The sequence below is a fragment of the Streptomyces sp. NPDC086777 genome, from assembly GCF_040702065.1.
Classification (GTDB): domain Bacteria; phylum Actinomycetota; class Actinomycetes; order Streptomycetales; family Streptomycetaceae; genus Streptomyces.
Window position 1 is genome coordinate 107,909 of sequence record NZ_JBFBJI010000011.1, and the last position, 21,470, is coordinate 129,378.

Sequence of the window (21,470 nt, forward strand, 5' to 3'; positions counted from 1 at the left end):
ATGACAATTCGATAATTGCTGGATCACTAAAGGAACCGGCGTTATAATAAGCGAGGCCTATGAGCCCAAGTAATCGGGGGGTTTGGTGTAGGTACGCGGATACACGCGCACAGCACATCCTTTTTGGTCACGTATCCACGCCTCGATGTTCACGAGGCTATGAAGCACGCCCTACGCGATCCTCCGCTTGATGCCAGCACTCCATCCCGTTATGGCATTTATTTTGCCGTGGTCACGATTGGAGCATCTGCCATGAGTAATCCCTTCGAATTTCACGAAGGACGTTTTGTCGTACTGCAAAATGAGGAGGCTTACCACTCGCTGTGGCCGGCGGCCATGAAGGCGCCCGTCGGGTGGCGCGTCGTTCTTGAGGAGTCCTCGCGCCAAGCGTGCCTCGACTACGTAACGGAGAGAGGGCCGGGCCTGCGCTCTGGCAACCCGGCCGCCACGCCCGCGTGACCGCGTTGCTGGCCCCGTCCGCCCAGCGGGTCCGAACCCTGCTGGCGGATGACGACCCCATCTCCCGCGACATCGTTCAACTCGCGCTGCGCGGCGACGACCGACTCCATCTCGTGGCGGGCATCGACAGCCGGCGGCCGCTCTCGGAATGGCCCCTGGGCAGGGTCGAGGTCGTTGTGGTCAGCCTCAGCCACGGTGACGTCCTGCTCAGCACGCTGCGGGATCTCACCGTCCGCGGGATCAAGTCCGTCGTGGTGGGCCTGGACTGGAACCGCCGGGTCCTCGACAACGTCCTGGCGGCGGGGGCTTCGGCCTGCCTGGTGAAGGAGGCCCGGCTCGACGGTGTGGTCAGCGGAGTGCGGGCGGTGGCGGCGGGCAACCGGGTCCTGTCGCCTCGTCTCCTGGAGATGTACGCGCCCCGCCACGGCTGCGACGGCGGCGCCGACGACCTGGTCACCCGCCTCACCCTGCGCGAGCGGGAGATCCTGAGCCTGCTCGGCGAGGGGCTGTCCACGTCCGAGGTGGCCGCGGTCTGCGGAGTGTCCGGCGCAACCATCAAGAGCCATGTCTCGCACGCCCTCACCAAACTGCGGGCGCGCAGCAGGCTGGAGGCCGTACTGATGCTGCAGAGGCAGTAGCCTCCGCAATCGGTCCGTCGGCGGCCCCGGAGCCGCCGACGGACCGATCTCACACCGTCGTGGTCTGCCCGTCCGGCAGTTCACGCTCGCCCGCCAGCTCGCGGGCCAGCCGCTCCTGGACCAGCGACAGATCCTCGCAGTCGACGCCCTCGCGTTCACTGATGTGCGTACGGTAGAGCTGGTCGAAGCGCTCCTCGTCCACCTCGGCCCCTATCTGGTCCAGCATGTGCCGCAGTATGCCGCGACCGGAGTGCCGCCCGATGAGCAGTGATCGACTGCGGCCGAACCTGGACGGCTCGACGAACTCGTACGTGGTCGGGTTGCTCAGCATGCCCTTCTGATGGATGCCCGCCGTGGTGCCGAACGCGTACGTGCCGAAGATCGGCTTGTTGCGGGGCTCGCCGAGGCGGATGATCCGGCGCAGCGTCTCGTACGCGTCGTACATGAGCGACAGGTCGACACCGGTGCTCATCCCGTACTCCTCGGTCTTGTACGCGAGGACGGCGGCCAGTTCCTCCAGCGGGGTGTTGCCACCGCGCTCGCCGATGCCGCCCAGGGTCACCTGCACCTCGTCGGCGCCCGCCCGCAGCGCCGCGAGCGCGTTCGCCAGCGACAGACCGAAGTCGTTGTGGCAGTGCGTCGAGATCCGTACCGACGGCGGCACCCAGGACCGGACCCTGGCGATCAGCGCGCCGTACTCCTCGGGCACGGCGCAGCCCGTGGTGTCGGCCAGGATCACGCAGTCCGCGCCCGCCTGGACGGCGCTGTCGCACAGCGCGCGCACCAGGTCGTCCGCGCCCCGGCTGGCGTCTTCGATGCCCACCGACACATGGCTCACCCCGAGCGACCGCGCAAAGGCCACGCTGTCGGTGATCTCGTCGATGGACTGCCGGCGGGTGATTCCCCGTTTGTGGGTCAGATGGATGTCGCTGCCGGTGGCCACGAGCTGCACCTCGTGGTTGTCGGTACCGGCGGCCGCCACGGCGGTCTCGATGTCGCCGCGCATCGTCCGGGAGAACGTCGCCACCCGGGCCCGCTTGAGTTCCTGAGCGATCAGCCGCGTCGCCTCGAAGTCGCGGGGCGAGGACGCGGGGAACGCGGCCTCCACCACGTCGACGCCGAGCTCCTCGATCCGCCGTGCCATCTCCACCTTGTCGTCCGGCTGCATCGCATTGCCGGGCGCTTGCTCCCCGTCCCGCAGTGTGGTGTCGACCACGGCGATCCGCCGGGTCTGTGTCGGTGTTGTCATGGATCCCTCCCTCAGTCGGTGGTCGGTCCGAGTCAGTGGTCGCGTCGGCCGTCCGCTCAGTCGCCGACCAGGCCGGGCACCGCGCCGACCCACTCGTCGGCGAACCGTGCCGCCCTCGCCTCGTCGCGGAACGCGTACGTCTTCAGCAGCCAGCGTTCGCGGGCCCGGGCGGGGTCGTCGACCTCGATGCGCTCCCGGTTGTGCAGGCCGTCCTGGTTGGCGAAGGTGAACAGGTCGCCCGTGCGGATGCGGTGCCGGGTGCGCTCGGCGCGGGCGAGCGAGTTCTTCAGGGCGATCAGCGCGTCCTTCGCCTCGTCCGGGCTGCCGGCGGCGACCGTGGTGTGGGTGTCCAGGTACCGGAAACTGTGTGCGTTCTCCAGGATCGGGTGGAGCCCGGACTGGGTCAGGCCCTGGTTCGCGTCCCTGGAGACGACGTCGAAGGGGGTGACGAAGTACGGCGTGCGCAGCACCTCCTGATCGATGTCCGTGAGGCGGGTCAGCAGTTCGCGCCCCGACACGAAACCGGTGTAGACGAGGTCGCCCTCCGGGCAGCGCATACCGAGCAGGGTGATGAAGTCCGCCCGCACCCGGTGCGCGGTGCGGTCGTTGTGGAAGACCAGCTCGCCCTCGGCGAAACCGGTCTGCTGACCGGCGTACTGGTCGTGCGCGATGACGTCGGTGAAGAAGTCCCCGTTGAAGCGGCTCGCGTACGCCAGGAGCGGAGCACCGGTCAGCAGTGAGAACAGCGTATGCAGGGCTTCGGCGACGAAGGTCGTCTTGCGTGCGTACTTGTCGGCGAGCGGGTCCGCGTTGCCCAGGAGCGGGACCTCGTCGTCCAGCGGGCAGTTGCGCAGGACATGGACGTCGACACCGTCGCGCCGGTCGGCCCGGATACGGTCGCACACCTCGGTGAGGAAGGACGGCACGGAGCCGGCGGCGACGAGGTCCGCCACCGCTAGGGCGAAGGCGGGGTAGTCCTGGTAGGGGTTGCCCCGGACCGTTGTGAGGACGGAGTACAGGGAGCGCCGTTCCGCTCCGGTCAGTTCGTGGGTGAGGTGCATGCCGATCGTTTCCTGACGGGTGGGCCGACGTTCAGGCCGGCGAGGGGACGACGGTGCTGAGGAATCCGGCGATGCGCGCCAGGATCGTCCTGAGCGCTTCCGGGGGACTGGTGAGCGACAGGCGTACGTGCCCCTCGCCGCCGGGGCCGAATGCCCAGCCCGGAGTAACCGCCACGGCCGCCTCGGACAGCAGCCGCGCGGCGAAGTCGGTGTCGGTGAGGCCGGTCGCCCGGATGTCGGCGAGGACGTAGAACGTGCCGGACGGCGGCCTGGCGCGCACCCCGGGCAGGGCGTTCAGCCCCGCTACGAGGAGCCGGGCCCGGTCGGCATAGGCGTCCGCCATGGCCCGCAGGGACCCCTGTGGGCCGGTGAGGGCGGCCACCCCGCCGCTCTGCACGAACGATCCCGCGCAAGCCACCGTGTGCTGGTGGACGGCCAGCATCGCGGCGACGAGGTCGGGCGGCCCGGCCGCCCAGCCGAGCCGCCAGCCCGGCATCGCGTACGCCTTCGAGAAACCGTTGACGGTCACGGTGCGGTCCGCGCACCGCGAGCGGGCCGCGATGCTGAGGTGCCGGGAGCCGTCCAGGACCAGCTTCTCGTAGATCTCGTCGGTGACGATCAACAGGTCGTGGTCGAGGGCTAGGGCCTCCAGGTCGGCCGCCTCCCGGGGGGTGAGCATCCGGCCGGTCGGGTTGTTGGGAGTGTTGAGCACCAGGGCCTTGGTGCGGGGTGTGACGTACTCCTCCAGCCGGGAGCGTTCCAGGGCGAAGCCGTTGTCCGTGGACAGGGGCACACTGACCGGGACCGCGCCCGCCAGCCGTGCCATTGCCCGGTAGCTCACCCAGCTGGGCGTCGGCACCAGGAGTTCGTCGCCCGGGTCGAGGAGAGCCATGAAGGCCGCGAACAGGGCGTGCTTGGAGGACGGGGTGACCAGGATGCCCGTGTCCGCCTCGACGGCGACGCCGTTCTCCCGTCGCAGTTTCGCGGCGATCGCCGTACGCAGTTCGGGCAGCCCCCGGCTGGCCGTGTAATGGGTGAACCCGTCGGCCATCGCGCGGGCGGCCGCCTCGGTGACGTGGGCGGGCGTGTCGAAGTCGGGGTCGCCGCCGCCCGCGTCCAGGACATCGACACCTTGCGCGCACAACTCCTTGACCGTGTCGTTCAGCCGGACGGTCACCGACTCGGTGACCGTCGCGCAGCGCGCGGCGATCCGGCCGCTCATGCGGAGGTGGACACCGGCAGGCCGGGCCTGCGGCGTCGCTCGTAGGCGGCGATGGCCTCCTCGTGCTGGAGCGTCGCCGCGATCTGGTCGAGTCCTTCGAGCATGCGGGCCCGGGTGTCCTCGTCCAGGGCGAACCCGGCCTCCAGCCCTTCGGCGCGGACCGTCCTTCCCCGCAGGTCGACGGTGACCGCGGTGTCCGGCTCGGCCTCGATCCGCTGCCACAGTTCGTCGACCGTCACGTGCGGCAGGGTCACCGTGAGCAGCCCCGCCATCAGGGAGTTGGCCCGGAAGATGTCCGCGAAGCCAGGGGTGATCACCACCTTGAACCCGTAGTCCTGGAGCGCCCACACGGCATGCTCACGGGACGATCCGGTGCCGAACATCTCGCCGGCGACGAGGATGGAACCACCGTGGTAGGCGGGCTGGTTGAGGACGAACCCGGGGTCCTTGCGCCAGTCGCCGAACAGGCCGTCCTCGAAACCGTTGCGCCGGTGGGTGGCGCAGAACCGGCCCGGGATGATCTGGTCGGTGTCGACGTCGCGTCGTCGCAGCGGCACGGCGGTCCCGGTGTGGACGGTGAACTTCTCCATGCGGGTGGCTCCTCGCTCACAGATCGGCCGGTGCGGCGAGCCGCCCGGTGACGGCGGTCGCGGCGGCGACCGGGGGCGACACGAGATGGGTCCTCGCCCCGGGTCCCTGGCGGCCCTCGAAGTTGCGGTTGCTCGTGGAGGCGGAGCGGGTCCCCGCGCTGAGCCGGTCCTCGCCCAGCGACACACACATCGAACAGCCGGCGGCCGCGCGGAACTCGGCCCCCGCCCGCAGGAAGACGCGGTCGAGCCCCTCGTCGACGGCCTGCGCCCGGACCCGCATCGAGCCGGGCACCACTACCATGCGCACCCCTTCGGCCAGCTGCCGCCCGTCGAGCACCTCGGCGGCCGCCCGCAGATCCTCGATGCGTCCGTTGGTGCACGAGCCGAGGAAGACCAGGTCGATGGGGACGTCCCGGAGCGCCGTGCCGGGCCGCAGGTCCATGTAGTCGAGGGCGCGGCGCGCGGCGGCGCGTAGGACGGCGTCCTCGAACTCCTCCGGCGCGGGCACCCGGCCGTCCAGCGGGATGCTCTGACCCGGGTTGGTGCCCCACGACACGTAGGGGGTCAACTCGCCCGCGTCGAGGGTGATCTCCTTGTCGAAGACCGCGTCGTCGTCGGAGCGCAGCGACAGCCAGTACGCGCGCTCCTCGGCCGAGGGGTGGTCCAGGTAGTCCAGGGTGGTGCGGTCCGGGGCGATGACCCCGGCGGCGGAGCCCATCTCGACCGTCATGTTGCAGAGAGTCATCCGCGCTTCCATGGACATGTGCGCGACGGCCTCGCCGCGGTACTCCACGATGTGGTCCCGGCCCGACTGGGTGCCGTACCGGGCGATAAGCGACAGCACGAGGTCCTTGGCGGTCACCCCGGCGGGGAGCCGCCCTTCGACGGTGACGCGCATGTCGCGCGGCCGCCGCTTGGGCAGCGTCTGGGTGGCGAGGACGTGCTCGACCTGGCTGGTGCCGATACCGAAGGACAAGGCGCCGAAGGCGCCGAGCGTGGTGGTGTGCGAGTCGCAGCACACGATCGTCATTCCCGGCTGGACCAGACCCAGTTCGGGGGCGATGACCGCGTAGATGCCCTGTCCGGGCTGGCCGAGCCGGTGGAAGGGGATGCCGAACTCCGCGGAGTTGCTGCCCATCAGCCTGCGCTGGGCGCGCCTGCCCTCGTCCGGGTCCGGTCGGTCCACCGCGATCGTCGGCGTGCTGTGGTCCTCGGTGGCGACGGTCAGGTCCGGCCTGCGCACCGTCCGGCCCGCGGCGCGCAGTCCGTCGAACGCCTGCGGGGTGTTGACCTCGTGCAGCAGTTGCATGTCGATGTAGAGGAGATCCTCGCCGCCCGTGCCGCGCCGAACGAGGTGGGACTGCCAGATCTTTTCCGCGAGGGTCGTTCCCGCCATACCTAGGGGCCTTTCGCCGCGGGGTGAGAGTGAGGCGTACGGGAGCCGGCGCGCCCCGGAGGGCGGTCGGCCGTTCTGCGCCGCGCCCATGGGAGCACGCACGGCACACGCCGCGCAGTCGACTGGGGTGGGTGTACTCCTCCGCCTTTTCCGGTGCCTCCACCTTTGACGGAACCGATCCCCCTCCAATGAGCGAAGACGACGCCCGACGACGTTGTCATGCTCGCGGTCACTCCCCCTTTCTCCTGCTGGAGAACGGTCACAGCCCCCGCCAGCGAGCGGTCACATCCCCCGCGAATAACCCGAAAGGCCATCGGTGGAGCCGACAGAATCCGATTCCGTTGCCCCGACGTCCCTGCTCGAAGGCTTCCTGGCCTCCGTACGGCGTTTCCCCGAGCACACCGCCGTACGGTCCGCCGGCCGGTCCCTCAGCTACCGCGAGCTCGACCGGGCGGCGCACGCCCTCGCGGCCCGGATGGCGGGCGGCGAGGGCCCGGTCGTCGTATACCTGGGGCGCGGTGCGGAGATGATCGTCGCGGCGATCGCCGCGTTGTGGGCGGGTGCGTCGTACGTTCCTGTGGACCCGGCGACGCCCCGGACCCGGGTCGAGCTGATCCTGAAGGAGGCGGGGGCCCGACTGGCCGTCACCTCGCGGGAGCTGTCCGACGACCTCGCAGGCGTGCTGCCGGTCGTGCTCGTCGACAGCGAGGCAGGACCGGCGGACGAGGCCGTCGCCCACCGGGGCGATGTCGTCCCCGCGCTGCCGGAGGCCCCCTCTCCCCTCGCGTACACCATCTTCACTTCGGGAACCACCGGCCGCCCCAAGGGGGTCGAGGTCTCGCACCGCAACGTGCTCGACCTGATCGAGTCGACCCGGCCGCTCTTCGAGTACGACAGCGACGATGTGTGGTCGCTCTTTCACTCGTTCGCCTTCGACTTCTCCGTGTGGGAGATGTGGGGGCCTCTGCTCACCGGCGGCAGCGTCGTCGTCGTGCCCGACGCGGCAACCAAGGACCCGGCCGCGCTGCGCGCGCTGCTGCGCGACGAGGGTGTCACGGTGCTGAGTCAGACGCCCAGTGCGTTCAGCGCGCTCGCGGAGGAGGAGACGCTCCACCCGGACCGGCTGGCGCTGAAGTGGGTGGTGTTCGGCGGGGAGGCACTCCGCTTCGCCGACCTGGCGTCCTGGATGGCCAAGTACGGCGACGACGCGCCCGGCTTGGTCAACATGTACGGGATCACGGAGATCACCGTGCACGCGACCCACCGACTGATCACTCGCGCCGATCTGGACGAGCGGGCGAGCTTGATCGGCACGCCACTGCCCGGCTCCGATATCGTGCTGGTCGGCGAGGATCTCGTCCCGGTCGCCGACGGCAGTGCGGGCGAGATGGTCGTCACCGGGCCCGGGGTCGCACTCGGCTACCGGGGGCAGCCCGGACTCACCGCCGAGCGCTTCGTCCTGCTGCCCTCGGGGGAACGCGGCTACCGCTCCGGCGACCTCGCCCGCCGTCGCCCCGGCGGCGACCTCGAATACCTCGGACGCGCCGACGACCAGGTGAAGCTGCGTGGCTTCCGCATCGAACCCGGCGACATCGAGGCGGTGCTGTTGCGCCACCCCGGCGTCCGGGCCGCCACCGTCGCGCTGTGCCCGCTTCCCACCGGCGAACCCGGCCTGGTCGGCTACGTCGTGGGCGACGCCGGCGCGGATGCACTGCGCGCGCATGCCGCCGCCGCGCTGCCCGATTACATGGTGCCCGCCGCGTTCGTCACTCTGGACGCGCTGCCGCGTACCGCCAACGGCAAACTCGACCGGGCCGCACTTCCGCAGCCGCAGGCCGCCCCGGCACGGGGGCGTGGCCCGGCGACCCTGCGCGAAGAACTGCTCTGCGAACTCTTCGCGCAGGTGCTGGGCAGATCACGGGTCGGCGCGGACGAGGACTTCTTCGCCCTGGGCGGCCACTCGCTGGCCGCGATCAGGCTCGTCAACCGGGTCCGCTCCGTGCTCGGCGCAGAGGCCGGACTCCAGGACCTGTTCGACGCCGCCACCCCGGCCGCGTTCGCCGCGCGGCTCTCCGCGCCCGCCACCCGACCCACGCTCACCCCGCGCCGGCGGCCCGAGGAGACCCCCCTCTCGCACGCCCAGCGCCGCCTGTGGTTCCTGCATCGCATCCACGGCGGCTCCGCCGCCTACCACGTTCCGTACGCTCTGCACCTCACCGGAGCCCTCGACGTCGCCGCACTGCGCGCGGCCCTCGACGACCTGGTCGCCCGGCACGAAATCCTGCGCACCGTCTATCCCGAGCGCGACGGCGTGCCGTTCCAGCGGGTCCTGCCGGACGCCCGGCCCGAAACCGTCGTCGGCGTGGCCCGCGACGACCTGGAGGAACAGCTGCGCGAGGCGGTCGCCCATCCCTTCGACCTTTCCGCCGACCTCCCGCTGCGGGCCACCGTCCTGCGCGTCGACGACAACGAGCACGTCCTGCTCGTGGTGGTCCACCACATCGCCGCGGACGGCTGGTCCATGGCCCCCCTGTTCCAGGACCTCGCGGTGGCCTACTCCGCACGCTCGGCGGGCGGCCCGCCCGCCTGGGAACCGCTGCCGGTACAGTACGCCGACTTCGCCCTGTGGCAGTCGGAGCTGCTCGGCGACCCCGAGGACCCGGACGGGCTCCTGGCCCGCCAGGGCGCGTTCTGGACCGAGGCCCTGCGCGGCGCGCCCGTCGAGCTGCCCCTGCCCACCGATCGCAGCCGCCCTGCCACCACCCGCTTCCGGGGCGGCCGGGTAACCCTGCGCATCGACGCGGCCCTGCACGCCCGTCTCGCCACACTCGCCCGCGAACACGGCGCCACGGTCGCGATGGTCCTCCAGGCGGCGGTGGCGGGACTGCTCACCCGTATGGGGGCCGGCACCGACCTGCCGCTCGGCGTGCCTGTCGCGGGCCGCAACGACGAAGCTCTGCACCCCCTCGTCGGCTTCTTCGTCAACACCCTCGTCACTCGTACCGACACCTCGGGTGACCCCAGCTTCGTCCGCCTGCTGGCCCGGGTCCGGGAAGCCGGACTCGCCGCGTACGACCACCAGGACCTGCCCTTCGAGCGCCTGGTGGAGCTCCTCAACCCGGAGCGCTCCTCGGCCCGTCACCCCCTCACCCAGGTGGTCGTCGGCGTGCAGCCCGCCATCGCCGCGCGTGTGACCATGCCCGGCCTCGACGTGGCCGCCCGGACGGTCGGCGACCCCACCGCCAAGTTCGACCTGTCGCTGAGCTTCGAGGAGCACCGGAACGCGGACGGCACGGCCGCCGGCCTCGACGGCTCCGTCGTCCACAGCACCGACCTCTTCGACCACGCCACCGTGGAGAACATGGCGGAACGCCTCACGCACTTCCTCCGGGCCGTCGCCGACGACCCCGCCGTCCCGCTCAGCCGTGTCGACATCCTGGGCGACGAGGAACGACACCGCCTCCTCGTCACGTGGAACGACACCGCGGCGCCGCCCGTCGAGAGCCCCACCGTCGCTGCCCTGTTCGAGAAGCAGGCCGACCGGGCCCCCGACCGGCTCGCCCTGCTCCAGGGCCCGACCCGCTGGACGTACCGGGAACTCGACGAGCATGCCAACCGGATCGCGCACGTGCTGCGCTCCCTGGGCGTCGGCGTGGAGGACGTGGTCGGCCTGTGCCTGCCGCGCGGACCCGAGTTCGTCGCCGCGGTCCTCGGCGTCTGGAAAGCCGGGGCCGCCTACACCCCCCTGGAGCCGGGCCACCCCGCCGAACGCCGCGTGTACATGATGGCCGACAGCGCGGCCAAGGTCCTGCTCCACTCCGGAGACCTCGCGGCGGACATGCGGCTGCCCCCGGACGTCCACGCTGTGGCGCTGGACACCGACGCACGAGTACCACGAGCCCCGGTCACCCGGCTGCCGCTGACCACCACCGGCCGCCATCTCGCGTACGCCGTCTACACCTCCGGTTCCACGGGCGCGCCCAAGTGCGTCCTGCTGGAGCACCGCGGCGTCGTCGGACGGCTGCGGGACGTGGTCGAACGCTTCGAGCTGACCCCCGACGACATCAACCTCCAGGTGATCTCGCTCGGCTTCGAGGTCCCGGTCCGGGAGTTCTTCGGCCCGTTGTCCGTCGGAGCCGCCGTCGCCCTGCTGCCGCCGGACGGCGAGCGCGACCCGGCCGCCGTCGTCAGGACCATTCGCGAGACGGGGGCGACCGTCGCCATCTGTGTCGTCCACTCGCTCCTGGAGGCACTCCTCGCCTACGACGCGAACCCTGCGGACCTCGCCACGCTGCGCCTGGTGGGCACCGGTGGCGAGATCCTGCGCCCCGCCGAGGCCGAGACCCTCATGAACAGCTGGGGCTGCCGGGTCGTCAACCAGTACGGCCCCACCGAGACGACCATGATGGCCTGCCTGCACACCGTGCGGCCGGGGGACCTCAGCGGGCGCATCCCGGTCGGCCGCCCCCTCGCCGACACCCGGGTGTACGTGCTCGACGACACCCTGAGCCCGGTGCCCGTGGGCGCCCCGGGCGAGGTCTACCTGGCGGGCGCCGGGCTGGGGCGCGGCTACCTCAACCAACCGGCGCTCACGGCCTCCAGGTTCGTCGCCAACCCCTTCGGCGCGCCCGGCGAACGCATGTACCGCAGCGGCGACACCGCCCGGTGGCGGTCCGACGGCAACCTGGAGTTCGTCGGCCGAACCGACGACCAGGTGAAGATCCGCGGCTTCCGCATCGAACTCGGCGAGATCGAGGCCGTGCTCGCCGCGCACCCCCAGGTCGCGGCCACCACCGTCCTCGCCAGGGAGGACCGGCCCGGCGACAAACGCCTCGCCGCCTACCTGGTCCCCGCCACGGCAGAGGCCCCCGATCCCGCCGCCCTGCGCGACCACCTCGCACAGCGGCTGCCCTCGCACATGATCCCGCCGACGTTCACCGTCCTGGACGCGCTCCCGCTGCGGCTCAACGGCAAGGTCGACCGCCATCTGCTGCCCGTCCCCGACGCCCCGCACACCGGCTCCGGCGCGCCACGCAATCCACGCGAGGACATCCTGTGCCAGCTCTTCGCCGAGGTGCTGGGCCTGCCCGAAGTCGGCGTCGACGACAACTTCTTCCACCTGGGTGGCCACTCCCTGCTCGCCGCCCGGCTCATCAGCCGCATCCGTACCGCGCTCGGCGTGGAGCCCTCGATGAGCGCCCTGTTCACGGCCCCGACCGCCGCCGCGCTCGCCCGCGGCCTCGACGCCGGGAACAGCGGCGACTCCCTGGAGGTCATGCTGCCGCTGCGTCCCGAGGGTGACCGCGAGGCGGTGTTCTGCATCCACCCCGGCGGCGGACTGAGCTGGAGCTATGTCGGACTGCTGCGCCGGCTCCCGCCGCAGTTCCCGCTCTACGGCGTTCAGGCACACGGACTGCGCCGCCCCGACGAGATGCCCGCGACGATCGAGGAGATGGCGAGCGACTACATCGAGCGCATCGAGAAGGTGCAGCCCGAAGGCCCCTACCACCTGCTGGGCTGGTCCCTGGGCGGCATGGTCGCCTACGAGATGGCCGTCCAGTGGCGGGCCCGCGGGGCCCGGATCGGCATGCTCGCCCTCCTCGACTGCTACCCAGGCATGCCCGACCACTTCCGGGTGAACGACGCGACCATGCTGCGCTCCCTGCTGGACCCCGAGAATCCCGAGGCCGTCCCGGAGGAGGGATCCGCCGAACTCGGCAGGGCTCTTGAGATCGTCAAGAACGACACCGGCGCGCTCGCCAGTCTGACCGAGCCGCAGATCGTGGCCCTGCTGAAGACCATGGCGCACAACCGGAAGATCGTCCGCGCGTACGAGCCGACCTGGTTCGACGGCGACGTGCTGTTCTTCCTCGCCACGCGGAACCGCGTCGAGGACGCCCCGACCGCCGAGGTCTGGCGGGAACACGTCGGCGGCGCCCTCGTGTCCCATCCGATCGACGCGACGCACATCGCCATGGCCGACCCCGAGCCGCTCGCCGAGATCGGCCGCATCGTGGCGCGCGACCTGGAGGAACGATGAAGTCCGATCTGCTGGTCCTGAAGGACCGGTCCGTGCTGGCCCTGCTCACCGCACGGTCCGTCTCCCTGCTGGGCAACGCGATCATGCCGATCGCGCTGGCCTTCGCGATCCTGGAGATGCCCGGTGGTTCCGCGACCGTACTCGGTCTGGTGCTCGCCACCCGGATGGTGACCCAGCTGCTGTTCGTCCTGCTCGGCGGGGTCTTCGCCGACCGGCTGCCCAAACAGCGCCTGATGATCGGTGCGGACGTCGCGGCGGGGAGCGTCCAGACGGTGGCGGCCCTGCTGCTCATCGCAGGGGCGGCGTCACCGGTGTCACTCGCCGGTCTCGCCGCCCTGAGCGGCGCGGCGGCCGCTCTGTTCGAACCGGCGTCCCGGTCCGTGATGCCGGCGCTGGTCGACGGCGACTCCCTCCAGTCCGCCAACGCCCTGCTGAAGCTGTCCATGCGCGGCGGCAGCATCCTCGGCGCGGTTCTCGGTGGTGTCCTCGTCGCCGTCATGGGCGCCGGACGCACGCTCCTCGTGGACGCCGGCACGTTCTTCGTGTCGGCCCTGCTCCTGACCCTGGTGCGCACCGTGGCACCGGTCGCCAAGGGTCCCGCCAAGACGATGCTGGCGGCGCTGCGCGAAGGCTGGCAGGAGTTCACCGCCCGGCGGTGGGTGTGGGTGATGGTCACCCAGATGGCCGTCGTCAACGTCCTGCTGGCCGGATCCTTCTACGTCCTGGGGCCGGTCGTCGCCAAGGAGACGTACGGCGGAGCCCCCGGCTGGAGCACCGTCGTCACCGTCCAGGCGATCGGCTTCGTGGCGGGCACCCTGGTCGCCATGCGCATCCGGCCCGCCCGGCCCATCCGGGTGGCCGCCCTGGCCACGGCGGGCTTCCCGCTCTCCCTGTTCCTGCTCGCCGCCCAGGCCCCGCTGGCAGCGGTGTGCGCGGCCGCCTTCGCCTCCGCGATCTTCATCGACGTCTACGAGGTCATGCTCGACACGACCCTTCAGAAGAACATCCCGCCCGAGGCGCTGTCCCGCGTCATGTCCTACGAAACCCTGGGCACCTTCGCCCTGGTGCCCCTCGGCAGCGCCGTCGTCGGCCCCGTCTCCGGCGCACTGGGTGTCGGCCCCACCCTGTCCTGGGCCGGAGCCCTCATCGTCGCGGCGGGCGTCGTGACCTTCCTGCTGCCTTCCATCCGCGCCCTGCCGCCGGTCAAACCCGAGGCGCTGGAGGAAGTGCGATGACCGGTTTCACCCGCTGGCTGCTGCGCCGCCCCGCCGACGACACGAAGGCCCGCGTGTTCTGCTTCCCCTACTCGGGGGTCGGCGCGTCCATGTTCAACCGGTGGCCGCGTCGGCTCGACGGCGACGTGGAGGTCTGCCCCATCCAGTTCCCGGCTCGCGAGAACCGCATCCGGGAGCCGCATTTCGGCACCTACCAGGCGCTGTCGGAGGACATCGCCGAGGCGCTGGCGCCCCACCTCGACCGGCCCTACACCTTCTTCGGCCACTGTGGGGGCGCGCTGCCGGCCTACGAGACGGCGCTGCGTCTGGCCGAGTCAGGGCACCCGGAACCCGCTCGGCTCGTCGTCTCCGCGCAGGCTCCGCCGCATCACTGCCCGCACGACCGGTTCCTGGGCCTCGACGACGAGCAACTGGGCGCGGAACTGGGCGCGATCGCGGCGGCGCGCGGCGGCGAGGCACACCCCCTGCTGATCGAACTGACCCTCTCCGTCCTGCACCAGGACCTGGAGGCCAACCGCGTCTACACCCGCCCGCGCACGCCGCTGCCGGGCCCGATCAGCGTCGTGAACTGGTCGGCCGACCCCGAGGTCGACCTCGCGCTGCTCGACGACTGGCGCGATTACTCCGACGACGTGGAGTTCCACGAACTGCTCGGAGAGCACTACACCTTCCTCACCGCCCCGTCGGAACTTCTCACCCTCCTGCGGAAGGGCTGACACAGTGGACTCCGTAACCTCCCTCGTCTCGGTCTTCGGCGAGCGCGCCCGTGCCCATCCCGACCGCCCCGCCCTCGGGGACCTCAGCTACGCGGGGCTCGACGCCCGTACCAACCGTGTCGCCCACCAACTCCGTGCGGCGGGCGTGCGCGCCGGCGACGTCGTCGGTGTCCGCGCGCCCCGTGGCGAGGAGACCGTGGTGCTGCTCCTCGGCATCCTGAAGGCGGGCGCGGCCTACCTCGCCCTGGACCCCGGTCAGCCCCTCGACCGCCAGCGGCAGATGCTGGCCGACGCGTCGGCGACCGTGCTGTTCGACTTCACGGGCGACACCGGGGGTTCCGGGACACCGACTCCGGGTGTGCGGGAACCCCACGACTTCCCCGGCTGCCGGGTGCTCACAGAAGTCGACATCGAGGCACCGGACACTCCCGTGGACGCGGGCGTCGGGCCCGAGGATCTCGCCTACGTCGCGTACACCTCGGGCTCCACGGGCCGGCCCAAGGGCGTGGCCGTGCCGCACCGGGCCGTACTGCGGCTGGTGGTGGACGGGGATGTCGTCGACGCCGGTCCGCAGGACGTGTTCATGCACTTCGCGCCGGTCGCGTTCGACGCCTCGACGCTGGAGATCTGGGGCGCGCTGCTCAACGGGGCCCGCCTCGCCGTCGTGCCGGCCGGCGCGCCGTCCCTGCCCCGGCTGCTCGACTTCGTACGGAACGAGCGGGTCAGCGTGGCGTGGCTGACCGCGGGACTCTTCCACCGGGCCGTGGACACGGGCCTCACCGGGCTACCGAACCTGCGACGGCTCATCGCCGGAGGGGATGTGCTCTCGCCCGGCCACGTCGCACGCGCCGTGCGCGACCTGCCGCACACGACTGTCGTGAACGGGTACGGGCCCACCGAGAACACGACGTTCACCTGCTGTCACCCGGTGACGACGCCCGTCGGGGACAGCGTGCCCATCGGCCGCCCCGTACGCGGCACCGGCGTCCACCTCCTCGACCCCGGGCTGCGCCCGGTGGCCGACGGCGAGGTCGGCGAGATCTACGCCACCGGCCTGGGCCTGGCGCACGGCTACGTCAACGACCCGGCGGAGACCGCCACTCGTTTCGTCGCCGACCCCTACGGCCCCCCGGGCTCGCGCATGTACCGCACCGGCGACCTCGCCCGCCGGGTGGAGGGAACCCTGCGCTTTGTGGGCCGTGCCGACGGCCAGGTGAAGGTACGGGGTTTCCGAGTCGAGACGGACGAGGTGGTCGCCGCGCTCCTGACCCACCCCGACGTCCGGCAGGCTGCGGTGACCGCCCCGTGGCGCGACACCCAGCCCCGCGAACGCGTCCTGACCGCCCACGTCGTGACCGCGCCCGGCGCGTCCGTCCTGGACGTCCGCGCCCACCTGGCCCGGCTGCTGCCGCGGTACGCCGTCCCCTCCCTGATCCGCACTCTCGACGCCCTGCCGCTGCGGGACAACGGCAAGGTGGACCGGACCGCCCTGCTGGAACTCGGCGCCCTGGAACGCCCGGAGGTCAACGCCACGCACCGGTGGCCGGAGACGGAGCTGGAGGAGGCCGTCGTCCAGCTGTGGTCGGACCGGCTGGGTACTGCGGGCATCGGCGCCGACGACGACTTCTTCGAACTGGGCGGCCATTCACTGCTCGCCCTGACCATCACCGGCGAACTCCTGCGGAGGTACGGAGTCGAGGTGTCGCCGCTCGACTTCTACCTCGACCCGACCCCCGCCGGACTCGCCCGCAGCGTCCAAAGAGCCACGCGAAGGGACCCGCGGTACGGGCCGTGGGAGGACCCGGACGACATGCCCCCGGAGGCGGGGCAGACCACCGTGCGCCATCCTGCGCCGGAGGTGTCCCCGTGAGGATCCCCTCGACCCCGCCCGGCCCTCTCGACCCGGCCGGCATCGACCTGTTCGACCCTCACCTGCACGCCGGGGGCGACCCGCACGCCGTCTGGGCCCATCTGCGCGCCCACTCCCCGCTGCACCACCAGTCCCTGCCCGACGGCCGTGCCTTCTGGTCGGTGACCCGCTACCACGACGCCTGCCGCGTCCTGTCCGACCACCGCGAGTTCACCTCCGAACTCGGCAGCCTTCTCCACCAGTTGGGCCGTCACGACGCGGCAGGCGGCCGCATGCTCGTGGCGACCGACCCACCGCGCCACACCGAACTGCGCCGCCCGCTGAACCGGCTGTTCGCCCCCGGCGCACGGGCGGGCCTGGAGCAACGGCTGCGTACCGCCGCCCAGTGGGTGCTCGCCCCGGCCGCCGCACCGGCGCAGTGGGACCTGGCCGAGCGCGCGCAGGCACTGCCGATGGCGGTCGCGGGCGCGGTGCTGGACCTGCCCGAGGAGGACTGGCCCGACCTGTTCCGCTGGACGGCGGCGGCCGCCGCCCCCGAGGACCCGGACCTGCGTGTGGGGGGCGGCTCCGCCTCGACCCTGGCGGTCGCGCATCACCAACTGTTCGCCTACTTCACCGACCAGGTGGCCCGGCGCAGGGGAACCACGGGCGAGGACGTGATCCGGCTCCTGATGAGCATGCGGGCGGGAGACCGGACGCTCACGGACGAGGAGGTCGTCGTCAACTGCTACAGCGTGCTGCTGGGAGCCAACGCGACGACACCGCACACCGTCTCGGGCACGGTGCAGGCCCTGATGGACCACCCTGAGGTGTTCCGCGCGATCGCACGGGATCCCTCCCTGGTGCCCGGACTGGTGGAGGAGGGACTGCGCTGGACCTCACCCGCCAGCAGCTTCCTGCGCCATGCGGTCAAGGACACCGAGCTGAGCGGCGGGGTGGTGCCGGCCGGGGACGCCGTCGCGGTCTGGGTGGGTTCGGCCAACCGGGACGAGCGGGTATTCACCGAGCCGTTCCGTTTCGACCCGAGCCGGACCGGCAACCGGCACATCGCCTTCGGATTCGGACCGCACTACTGCCTGGGCGCGGCAGTGGCCCGGCAGACGCTGCGGATCTTCTTCGAGGAAGTCTTCGAGCAGGTCGCCGAGTTCCGGCCGGCCGGGGAGCCACGACACCTGGTGTCGAACTTCGTCGCGGGCCTGTCCCGACTGCCCGTCCACACCCGGCCGCGTACGGCCTGAGCACCGAGCCCTCCGGCCGCACCCGCCCGAACGGGACCTCCCACCAACCGGCTCCCGTCACCCTGCCGGCTCCCCGTCCGCTCTCCGCAATCCCCGGCACGCCTCTAAGGAGCAGAACATGAGCGCCGACACCGACGAGATCGCGACGGCGTTCCGCGCGATCCTGAGCCGGCACCTCGACGGCCAGGAGATCGGCCCGGACGACGACTTCTACGCGATGGGAGGCGACTCCCTGACCGCCCTCAGAGTGGTCGCCGACGCGAACGCCCAGGGGATCGGCGTCACCCTGCGGGACGTCCTGCACCACTCCACCCCGCGCGCGCTCGCCGCCCACCTGACCGCCAGGGGCGGCGAGGTACCGGACGACCGACCCGCCACCAGTGATCTCACCGCCACGGACCGGGCGCTGCTGCCACCGGGGCTCGCTGACGCCTTGCCCGCGTCCGCCCTCCAGGTCGCGATGATCTACCTGTGCGACAGCAGCGCGGACCCTGGGCTCTACCACTCGGAGTTCAGCTGGGAGGTGGGCGAGCCCTTCGACGAGCCCCGTTTCCGCAGGGCGCTGGCGGCTCTGTGCCGACGGCACGCGGCGCTGCGCTCCTCCTTCGATCTCGGTACCTACTCCGTACCGGCGCAGCTGTTCCACCGGGACGTCGAAGCACCGCTGGTGGTGGGCGCGGCCCCGGACCGCGACACGGCGCTCGACTGGGGCAGCGCACCGCTGTTCCGGTGCGGGGTCGAGCCCGCGGCGAGGTCGTTCCGGGTGTCCCTGCGCGTCCACCACGTCCTCGTCGACGGCTGGGGTTTCGGGCGGCTGATCGTGGACCTCCTCGCCCTCTACCGGGAGTCACCCCTCCCGGGCCTGCCGAAAGGAGTCGAGCAGGCGTTCCTCGACGCCGAGCACGCCCAGCTCGCCGACCCGGCGGCCGCGGAGTACTGGCGCGGACAGGCGGGCGAGCCCGTGCTCTTCCCCGGGTCCGCCCGCTTCACCGGACCCGCCGACGCCCGGGAGCGCATCGGCTTCCCCTTGTCCGACCCGCTCGTCGCCGCCCTCAAGGACACGGCGAAGAAGCTGCGGGTGCCGTTCAAGTCCCTCGCGTTCGCCGCCCACGCGCAGGCCCTCGCCGCGCTCACCGGCCACAGCGAGACCGTGACGGGCCTGGTGGTCAACACCCGGCCACAGACCGAGGGCGCCGACCTCGTCGCCGGGCTCTATCTGAACACCGTGCCGGTCCGCGTCCGGGCCCGCGGCTCCTGGCCGGACCGGGCGGTCGCCGCCCTGGTCGCGGAACGCAACGCGCACCGGCACGCCGCGTACCCGCTGGCCCACATCGAGCGCGTGCTGGGCCGCCCGGCCTTCGAGGCGACCTTCAACTTCACGCACTTCCACCTCTATCGCGACCTCGAGGGGCTGGACGGCCTCGACGTCCGGGGCTGGCGAGTACGGGGGAAGCCGAGCTTCCCGTTTCGGGTGGACTTCGAGCTGGAGGGTCTGGAGGCGGGCAGTCGCGTCGTCGTCGCGTACGACCCGGAGCGGCTGTCCGAGACGCAGGCGAAGCGCTATACGGACCTGTTCGAGCAGGCCCTCGTCGAGGCGGCCGCCGCATGAGGCGGCCCGCCCGCGACCGCCCGCTCCTGGCGATCGTCTATGACGACGGGGCCGTGTCTCCGGGGGAGGTGGGGGTCGCTCTCGCCGATCTGGGCGACGTCGTGTTCCTGGTGCCCGACACGGCGCACGTGGCTGCGATGCGTCCGGTGCTCGCCCGACTCGGCGACGTACGGGACCTGTCGGGCGATGCCCGAAGCGACGCCGAAGCCGTGCGGGAACTCGCACCCGACGCGCTCGTGACGTTCAGCGAACGCATGATCCGGACCACCGCGGAGCTGGCCCGGGCGGCGGAACTGGCCTACCACACCCCGGACATCGCACTGCTGCTCACCGACAAGACCCGGCAGCGGGCCGCCCTGCGGGCCGCCGGGGTGGACGACGTGCGCACCGCCCCGCTGGACTCCCTGGCCGACTGGCCCGCGGCCCTCGCCCACGTCGGACTGCCCGCGGTCGTCAAGCCGGTGCGCGGCGCGGGCAGCTGCCACACCCACCCCGTGCACGACGAGGAAGAAGTCCCGCGCGTCCTGACGGAGATCTTGGCCGATCTGCCGCCCGCGCCGTCCGGCGAACCACGGCTGACCATGGAGGAGATGCTGGTCGGAGACGATCGGCTGCCGCTCGGGGACCACACGTCGGTGGAGAGCCTGTGCGGGCCCGAAGGTGTCACGCACCTCGCCGTGACCGGCAAGCTGCCGCTGGTCGCCCCCTTCCGGGTGCCTGGCCGCTACTGGCCGACCCAGCTTCCCGACGGCGAACGGCGGGCGGTCCTCGACCTGGTGACCCGTGCGCTGCAAGCGTTGGGTGTACGGCACGGCCTCACCCACACGGAGGTGAAACTGACCCCCGAGGGACCCCGGCTGATCGAGGTCAACGGCCGTATCGGCGGCCACGTCAACGGCCTGGCCCGCACCGCGTGCGGCGTGGACCTCGTGCACGCGGCCGTGCTCCAGGCACTGGGCCGTTCCCCAGGCCTGGGCCCCTTGCGTCCCGACCGTATTCACTTCCAGCACCACGGCCTCGCCCCGGTCCGGCCGTGCCGGCTGGTCTCTGTGGACGGGGCGGCCTCGGTGCGCGGCATGACCGGAATCAGCGGCTACCGCAGCTTCGTACGACCGGACCAGCCGCTGCCGGGCGGCGTCATGACCCGTGAACTGGACGTGCTGTGGGGCGTCGCCGACACCCACGAGGAGATGGTGCGGATCATCCGGGACGCCCTCGACACCCTCCACTACACCTTCGACTTCACCGACCCGCAGGGCGAAGCACATCACACCGGAGCACCGACGGGCCTGCGCACCGTCGCCGCGTCCTCCTGCGGCGCCTGGCAGGACTCACCCGCTCCGGAACCCGCCGGTGAACCCACCCGCTGGGCAGCGCGCAGGCCCGTTCCCGGACCCACCCCCGAAGGAGCCCCATGAACACCCCCGCCGTCGCCTCTGCCGTCATGGTTCTGATCGACATCATCGACGGGCAGCGCTGGGACGACCTGAAGTCGGTCCTCGCCAGGGACTGCGTCATGGAACGCCCCGGCTCGCAGCCCATCGCAGGTCTCGACCGGATCGAGCACTTCTACCGCAACGAACGCCAGGTACGGCACGGGAAGCACGTGGTGGACCGCGTGGTCGCCGACGAGGAGGCGGCGGCCTGCTGGGGCACGTTCCGCGGGGAGGCCCCCGACGGCTCCGTGATCGAGGCCCGTTTCGCCGACACCTTCGTCCTGGCGGACGGCCTCATCCGGCGCCGCACCACCTACGTCCACGCGCCGGCCCACTGAGCCCCTTCCCATCGGGCAAACACAAGAAGCACGGCATGAACATGCAGGTCGTAGCCGATCCGAAGGGGCGTCCGATGTGGGCTTCACCGGCCTTCGCCGGCGCCGTCCACGACGTCCGGGCCGCACGCGAGCACAGCATCGTCGAGGCACTCACCGAGGCCGGCGTCATCTGCTGGGCGGACAAGGGCTACCAGGGCACAGTCGGCATGGTCCGTCTCTCTTGCCGCGGCCGAGGGGACAGCTCCTCCGCTGGGTGAAGGTAGCGCGGATGAGGCGGAACCATGCGACCGGAGAACACCGGCGAACCTGATTGATCTCAACGGAGTGGTGATCGGTGCTGCGCAGACGGCGGCTCGGGCACCCAGGCGGTCAT

The 21,470-nt window shown here is 71.6% G+C and carries 15 protein-coding genes and 1 pseudogene; 11 read left to right on the plus strand and 5 right to left on the minus strand.

Annotated elements, in window-relative coordinates; translation table 11 throughout:
* Positions 1 to 252: 252 nt before the first annotated feature.
* Positions 253 to 459: an MbtH family protein gene (locus AB0472_RS17740; protein ID WP_366357378.1), complete on the plus strand. Its 207-nt coding sequence runs from the start codon at positions 253 to 255 to the stop codon at positions 457 to 459.
* Complete coding sequence (locus tag AB0472_RS17745; RefSeq protein ID WP_366357379.1) at positions 456 to 1,097, plus strand: response regulator transcription factor; 642 nt, start codon at positions 456 to 458, stop codon at positions 1,095 to 1,097. The genes AB0472_RS17740 and AB0472_RS17745 overlap by 4 nt, the downstream gene beginning before the upstream one ends.
* Positions 1,098 to 1,146: 49 nt before the next feature.
* Here the strand turns inward: AB0472_RS17745 and AB0472_RS17750 are convergent, their stop codons facing one another.
* Genes AB0472_RS17750 through leuC form a run of 5 tightly spaced genes read right to left on the minus strand, consistent with a single transcriptional unit; the run spans position 1,147 to position 6,615 of the window.
* On the minus strand, positions 1,147 to 2,346 hold the full coding sequence (locus AB0472_RS17750) for a LeuA family protein (RefSeq protein ID WP_366357380.1): 1,200 nt from the start codon (positions 2,344 to 2,346) through the stop codon (positions 1,147 to 1,149).
* A gap of 56 nt (positions 2,347 to 2,402) precedes the next feature.
* The gene (locus tag AB0472_RS17755; protein ID WP_366357381.1) at positions 2,403 to 3,407 is read right to left on the minus strand and encodes a TauD/TfdA family dioxygenase; all 1,005 of its coding nucleotides are present in this window, start codon (positions 3,405 to 3,407) and stop codon (positions 2,403 to 2,405) included.
* A 31-nt stretch (positions 3,408 to 3,438) separates the two neighbouring features.
* Positions 3,439 to 4,629, minus strand: a complete 1,191-nt coding sequence (locus tag AB0472_RS17760) for a pyridoxal phosphate-dependent aminotransferase (protein WP_366357382.1) — start codon at positions 4,627 to 4,629, stop codon at positions 3,439 to 3,441.
* Positions 4,626 to 5,219, minus strand: coding sequence for a 3-isopropylmalate dehydratase small subunit (leuD, locus tag AB0472_RS17765; protein WP_366357383.1), 594 nt, complete (start codon positions 5,217 to 5,219; stop codon positions 4,626 to 4,628). The genes AB0472_RS17760 and leuD overlap by 4 nt, the downstream gene beginning before the upstream one ends.
* A 16-nt stretch (positions 5,220 to 5,235) precedes the next feature.
* Positions 5,236 to 6,615: a 3-isopropylmalate dehydratase large subunit gene (leuC, locus tag AB0472_RS17770; RefSeq protein ID WP_366357384.1), complete on the minus strand. Its 1,380-nt coding sequence runs from the start codon at positions 6,613 to 6,615 to the stop codon at positions 5,236 to 5,238.
* Positions 6,616 to 6,931: 316 nt separating this feature from the next.
* Here leuC and AB0472_RS17775 point away from each other — a divergent pair, with 316 nt between their 5' ends.
* The 9 genes and pseudogenes from AB0472_RS17775 to AB0472_RS17815 form a co-directional block, all read left to right on the plus strand.
* Positions 6,932 to 12,655 carry an amino acid adenylation domain-containing protein gene (locus AB0472_RS17775; RefSeq protein ID WP_366357385.1) on the plus strand — a complete coding sequence of 1,908 codons (5,724 nt, stop codon included), beginning with the start codon at positions 6,932 to 6,934 and terminating at the stop codon, positions 12,653 to 12,655.
* Positions 12,652 to 13,890 carry an MFS transporter gene (locus tag AB0472_RS17780; protein WP_366357386.1) on the plus strand — a complete coding sequence of 413 codons (1,239 nt, stop codon included), beginning with the start codon at positions 12,652 to 12,654 and terminating at the stop codon, positions 13,888 to 13,890. The genes AB0472_RS17775 and AB0472_RS17780 overlap by 4 nt, the downstream gene beginning before the upstream one ends.
* On the plus strand, positions 13,887 to 14,606 hold the full coding sequence (locus tag AB0472_RS17785) for a thioesterase domain-containing protein (protein WP_366357387.1): 720 nt from the start codon (positions 13,887 to 13,889) through the stop codon (positions 14,604 to 14,606). The genes AB0472_RS17780 and AB0472_RS17785 overlap by 4 nt, the downstream gene beginning before the upstream one ends.
* 4 nt (positions 14,607 to 14,610) lie before the next feature.
* The gene (locus tag AB0472_RS17790) at positions 14,611 to 16,476 is read left to right on the plus strand and encodes a non-ribosomal peptide synthetase (protein ID WP_366357388.1); all 1,866 of its coding nucleotides are present in this window, start codon (positions 14,611 to 14,613) and stop codon (positions 16,474 to 16,476) included.
* Positions 16,473 to 17,714 carry a cytochrome P450 gene (locus tag AB0472_RS17795; RefSeq protein WP_366357389.1) on the plus strand — a complete coding sequence of 414 codons (1,242 nt, stop codon included), beginning with the start codon at positions 16,473 to 16,475 and terminating at the stop codon, positions 17,712 to 17,714. Before AB0472_RS17790 ends, AB0472_RS17795 begins: the two co-directional genes overlap by 4 nt.
* 118 nt (positions 17,715 to 17,832) lie before the next feature.
* Positions 17,833 to 19,323, plus strand: coding sequence for a condensation domain-containing protein (locus tag AB0472_RS17800; RefSeq protein WP_366357390.1), 1,491 nt, complete (start codon positions 17,833 to 17,835; stop codon positions 19,321 to 19,323).
* Positions 19,320 to 20,741 carry an ATP-grasp domain-containing protein gene (locus tag AB0472_RS17805; protein WP_366357391.1) on the plus strand — a complete coding sequence of 474 codons (1,422 nt, stop codon included), beginning with the start codon at positions 19,320 to 19,322 and terminating at the stop codon, positions 20,739 to 20,741. The genes AB0472_RS17800 and AB0472_RS17805 overlap by 4 nt, the downstream gene beginning before the upstream one ends.
* Complete coding sequence (locus tag AB0472_RS17810; RefSeq protein ID WP_366357392.1) at positions 20,738 to 21,097, plus strand: nuclear transport factor 2 family protein; 360 nt, start codon at positions 20,738 to 20,740, stop codon at positions 21,095 to 21,097. Before AB0472_RS17805 ends, AB0472_RS17810 begins: the two co-directional genes overlap by 4 nt.
* Positions 21,098 to 21,099: 2 nt before the next feature.
* Positions 21,100 to 21,351, plus strand: a pseudogene (locus tag AB0472_RS17815) (transposase family protein); the annotation flags it as partial.
* Between the last annotated feature and the right edge of the window lie 119 nt (positions 21,352 to 21,470).

Bases quoted from the DNA above. Each gene is read 5' to 3' on its own strand.
- AB0472_RS17805 (WP_366357391.1), top strand. From the start codon at position 19,320: ATGAGGCGGCCCGCCCGCGACCGCCCGCTCCTGGCGATCGTCTATGAC.
- AB0472_RS17750 (WP_366357380.1), bottom strand. From the start codon at position 2,346: ATGACAACACCGACACAGACCCGGCGGATCGCCGTGGTCGACACCACA.
- AB0472_RS17800 (WP_366357390.1), top strand. From the start codon at position 17,833: ATGAGCGCCGACACCGACGAGATCGCGACGGCGTTCCGCGCGATCCTG.
- AB0472_RS17810 (WP_366357392.1), top strand. From the start codon at position 20,738: ATGAACACCCCCGCCGTCGCCTCTGCCGTCATGGTTCTGATCGACATC.
- AB0472_RS17755 (WP_366357381.1), bottom strand. From the start codon at position 3,407: ATGCACCTCACCCACGAACTGACCGGAGCGGAACGGCGCTCCCTGTAC.
- leuC (WP_366357384.1), bottom strand. From the start codon at position 6,615: ATGGCGGGAACGACCCTCGCGGAAAAGATCTGGCAGTCCCACCTCGTT.
- AB0472_RS17760 (WP_366357382.1), bottom strand. From the start codon at position 4,629: ATGAGCGGCCGGATCGCCGCGCGCTGCGCGACGGTCACCGAGTCGGTG.
- AB0472_RS17785 (WP_366357387.1), top strand. From the start codon at position 13,887: ATGACCGGTTTCACCCGCTGGCTGCTGCGCCGCCCCGCCGACGACACG.
- AB0472_RS17780 (WP_366357386.1), top strand. From the start codon at position 12,652: ATGAAGTCCGATCTGCTGGTCCTGAAGGACCGGTCCGTGCTGGCCCTG.
- leuD (WP_366357383.1), bottom strand. From the start codon at position 5,219: ATGGAGAAGTTCACCGTCCACACCGGGACCGCCGTGCCGCTGCGACGA.
- AB0472_RS17740 (WP_366357378.1), top strand. From the start codon at position 253: ATGAGTAATCCCTTCGAATTTCACGAAGGACGTTTTGTCGTACTGCAA.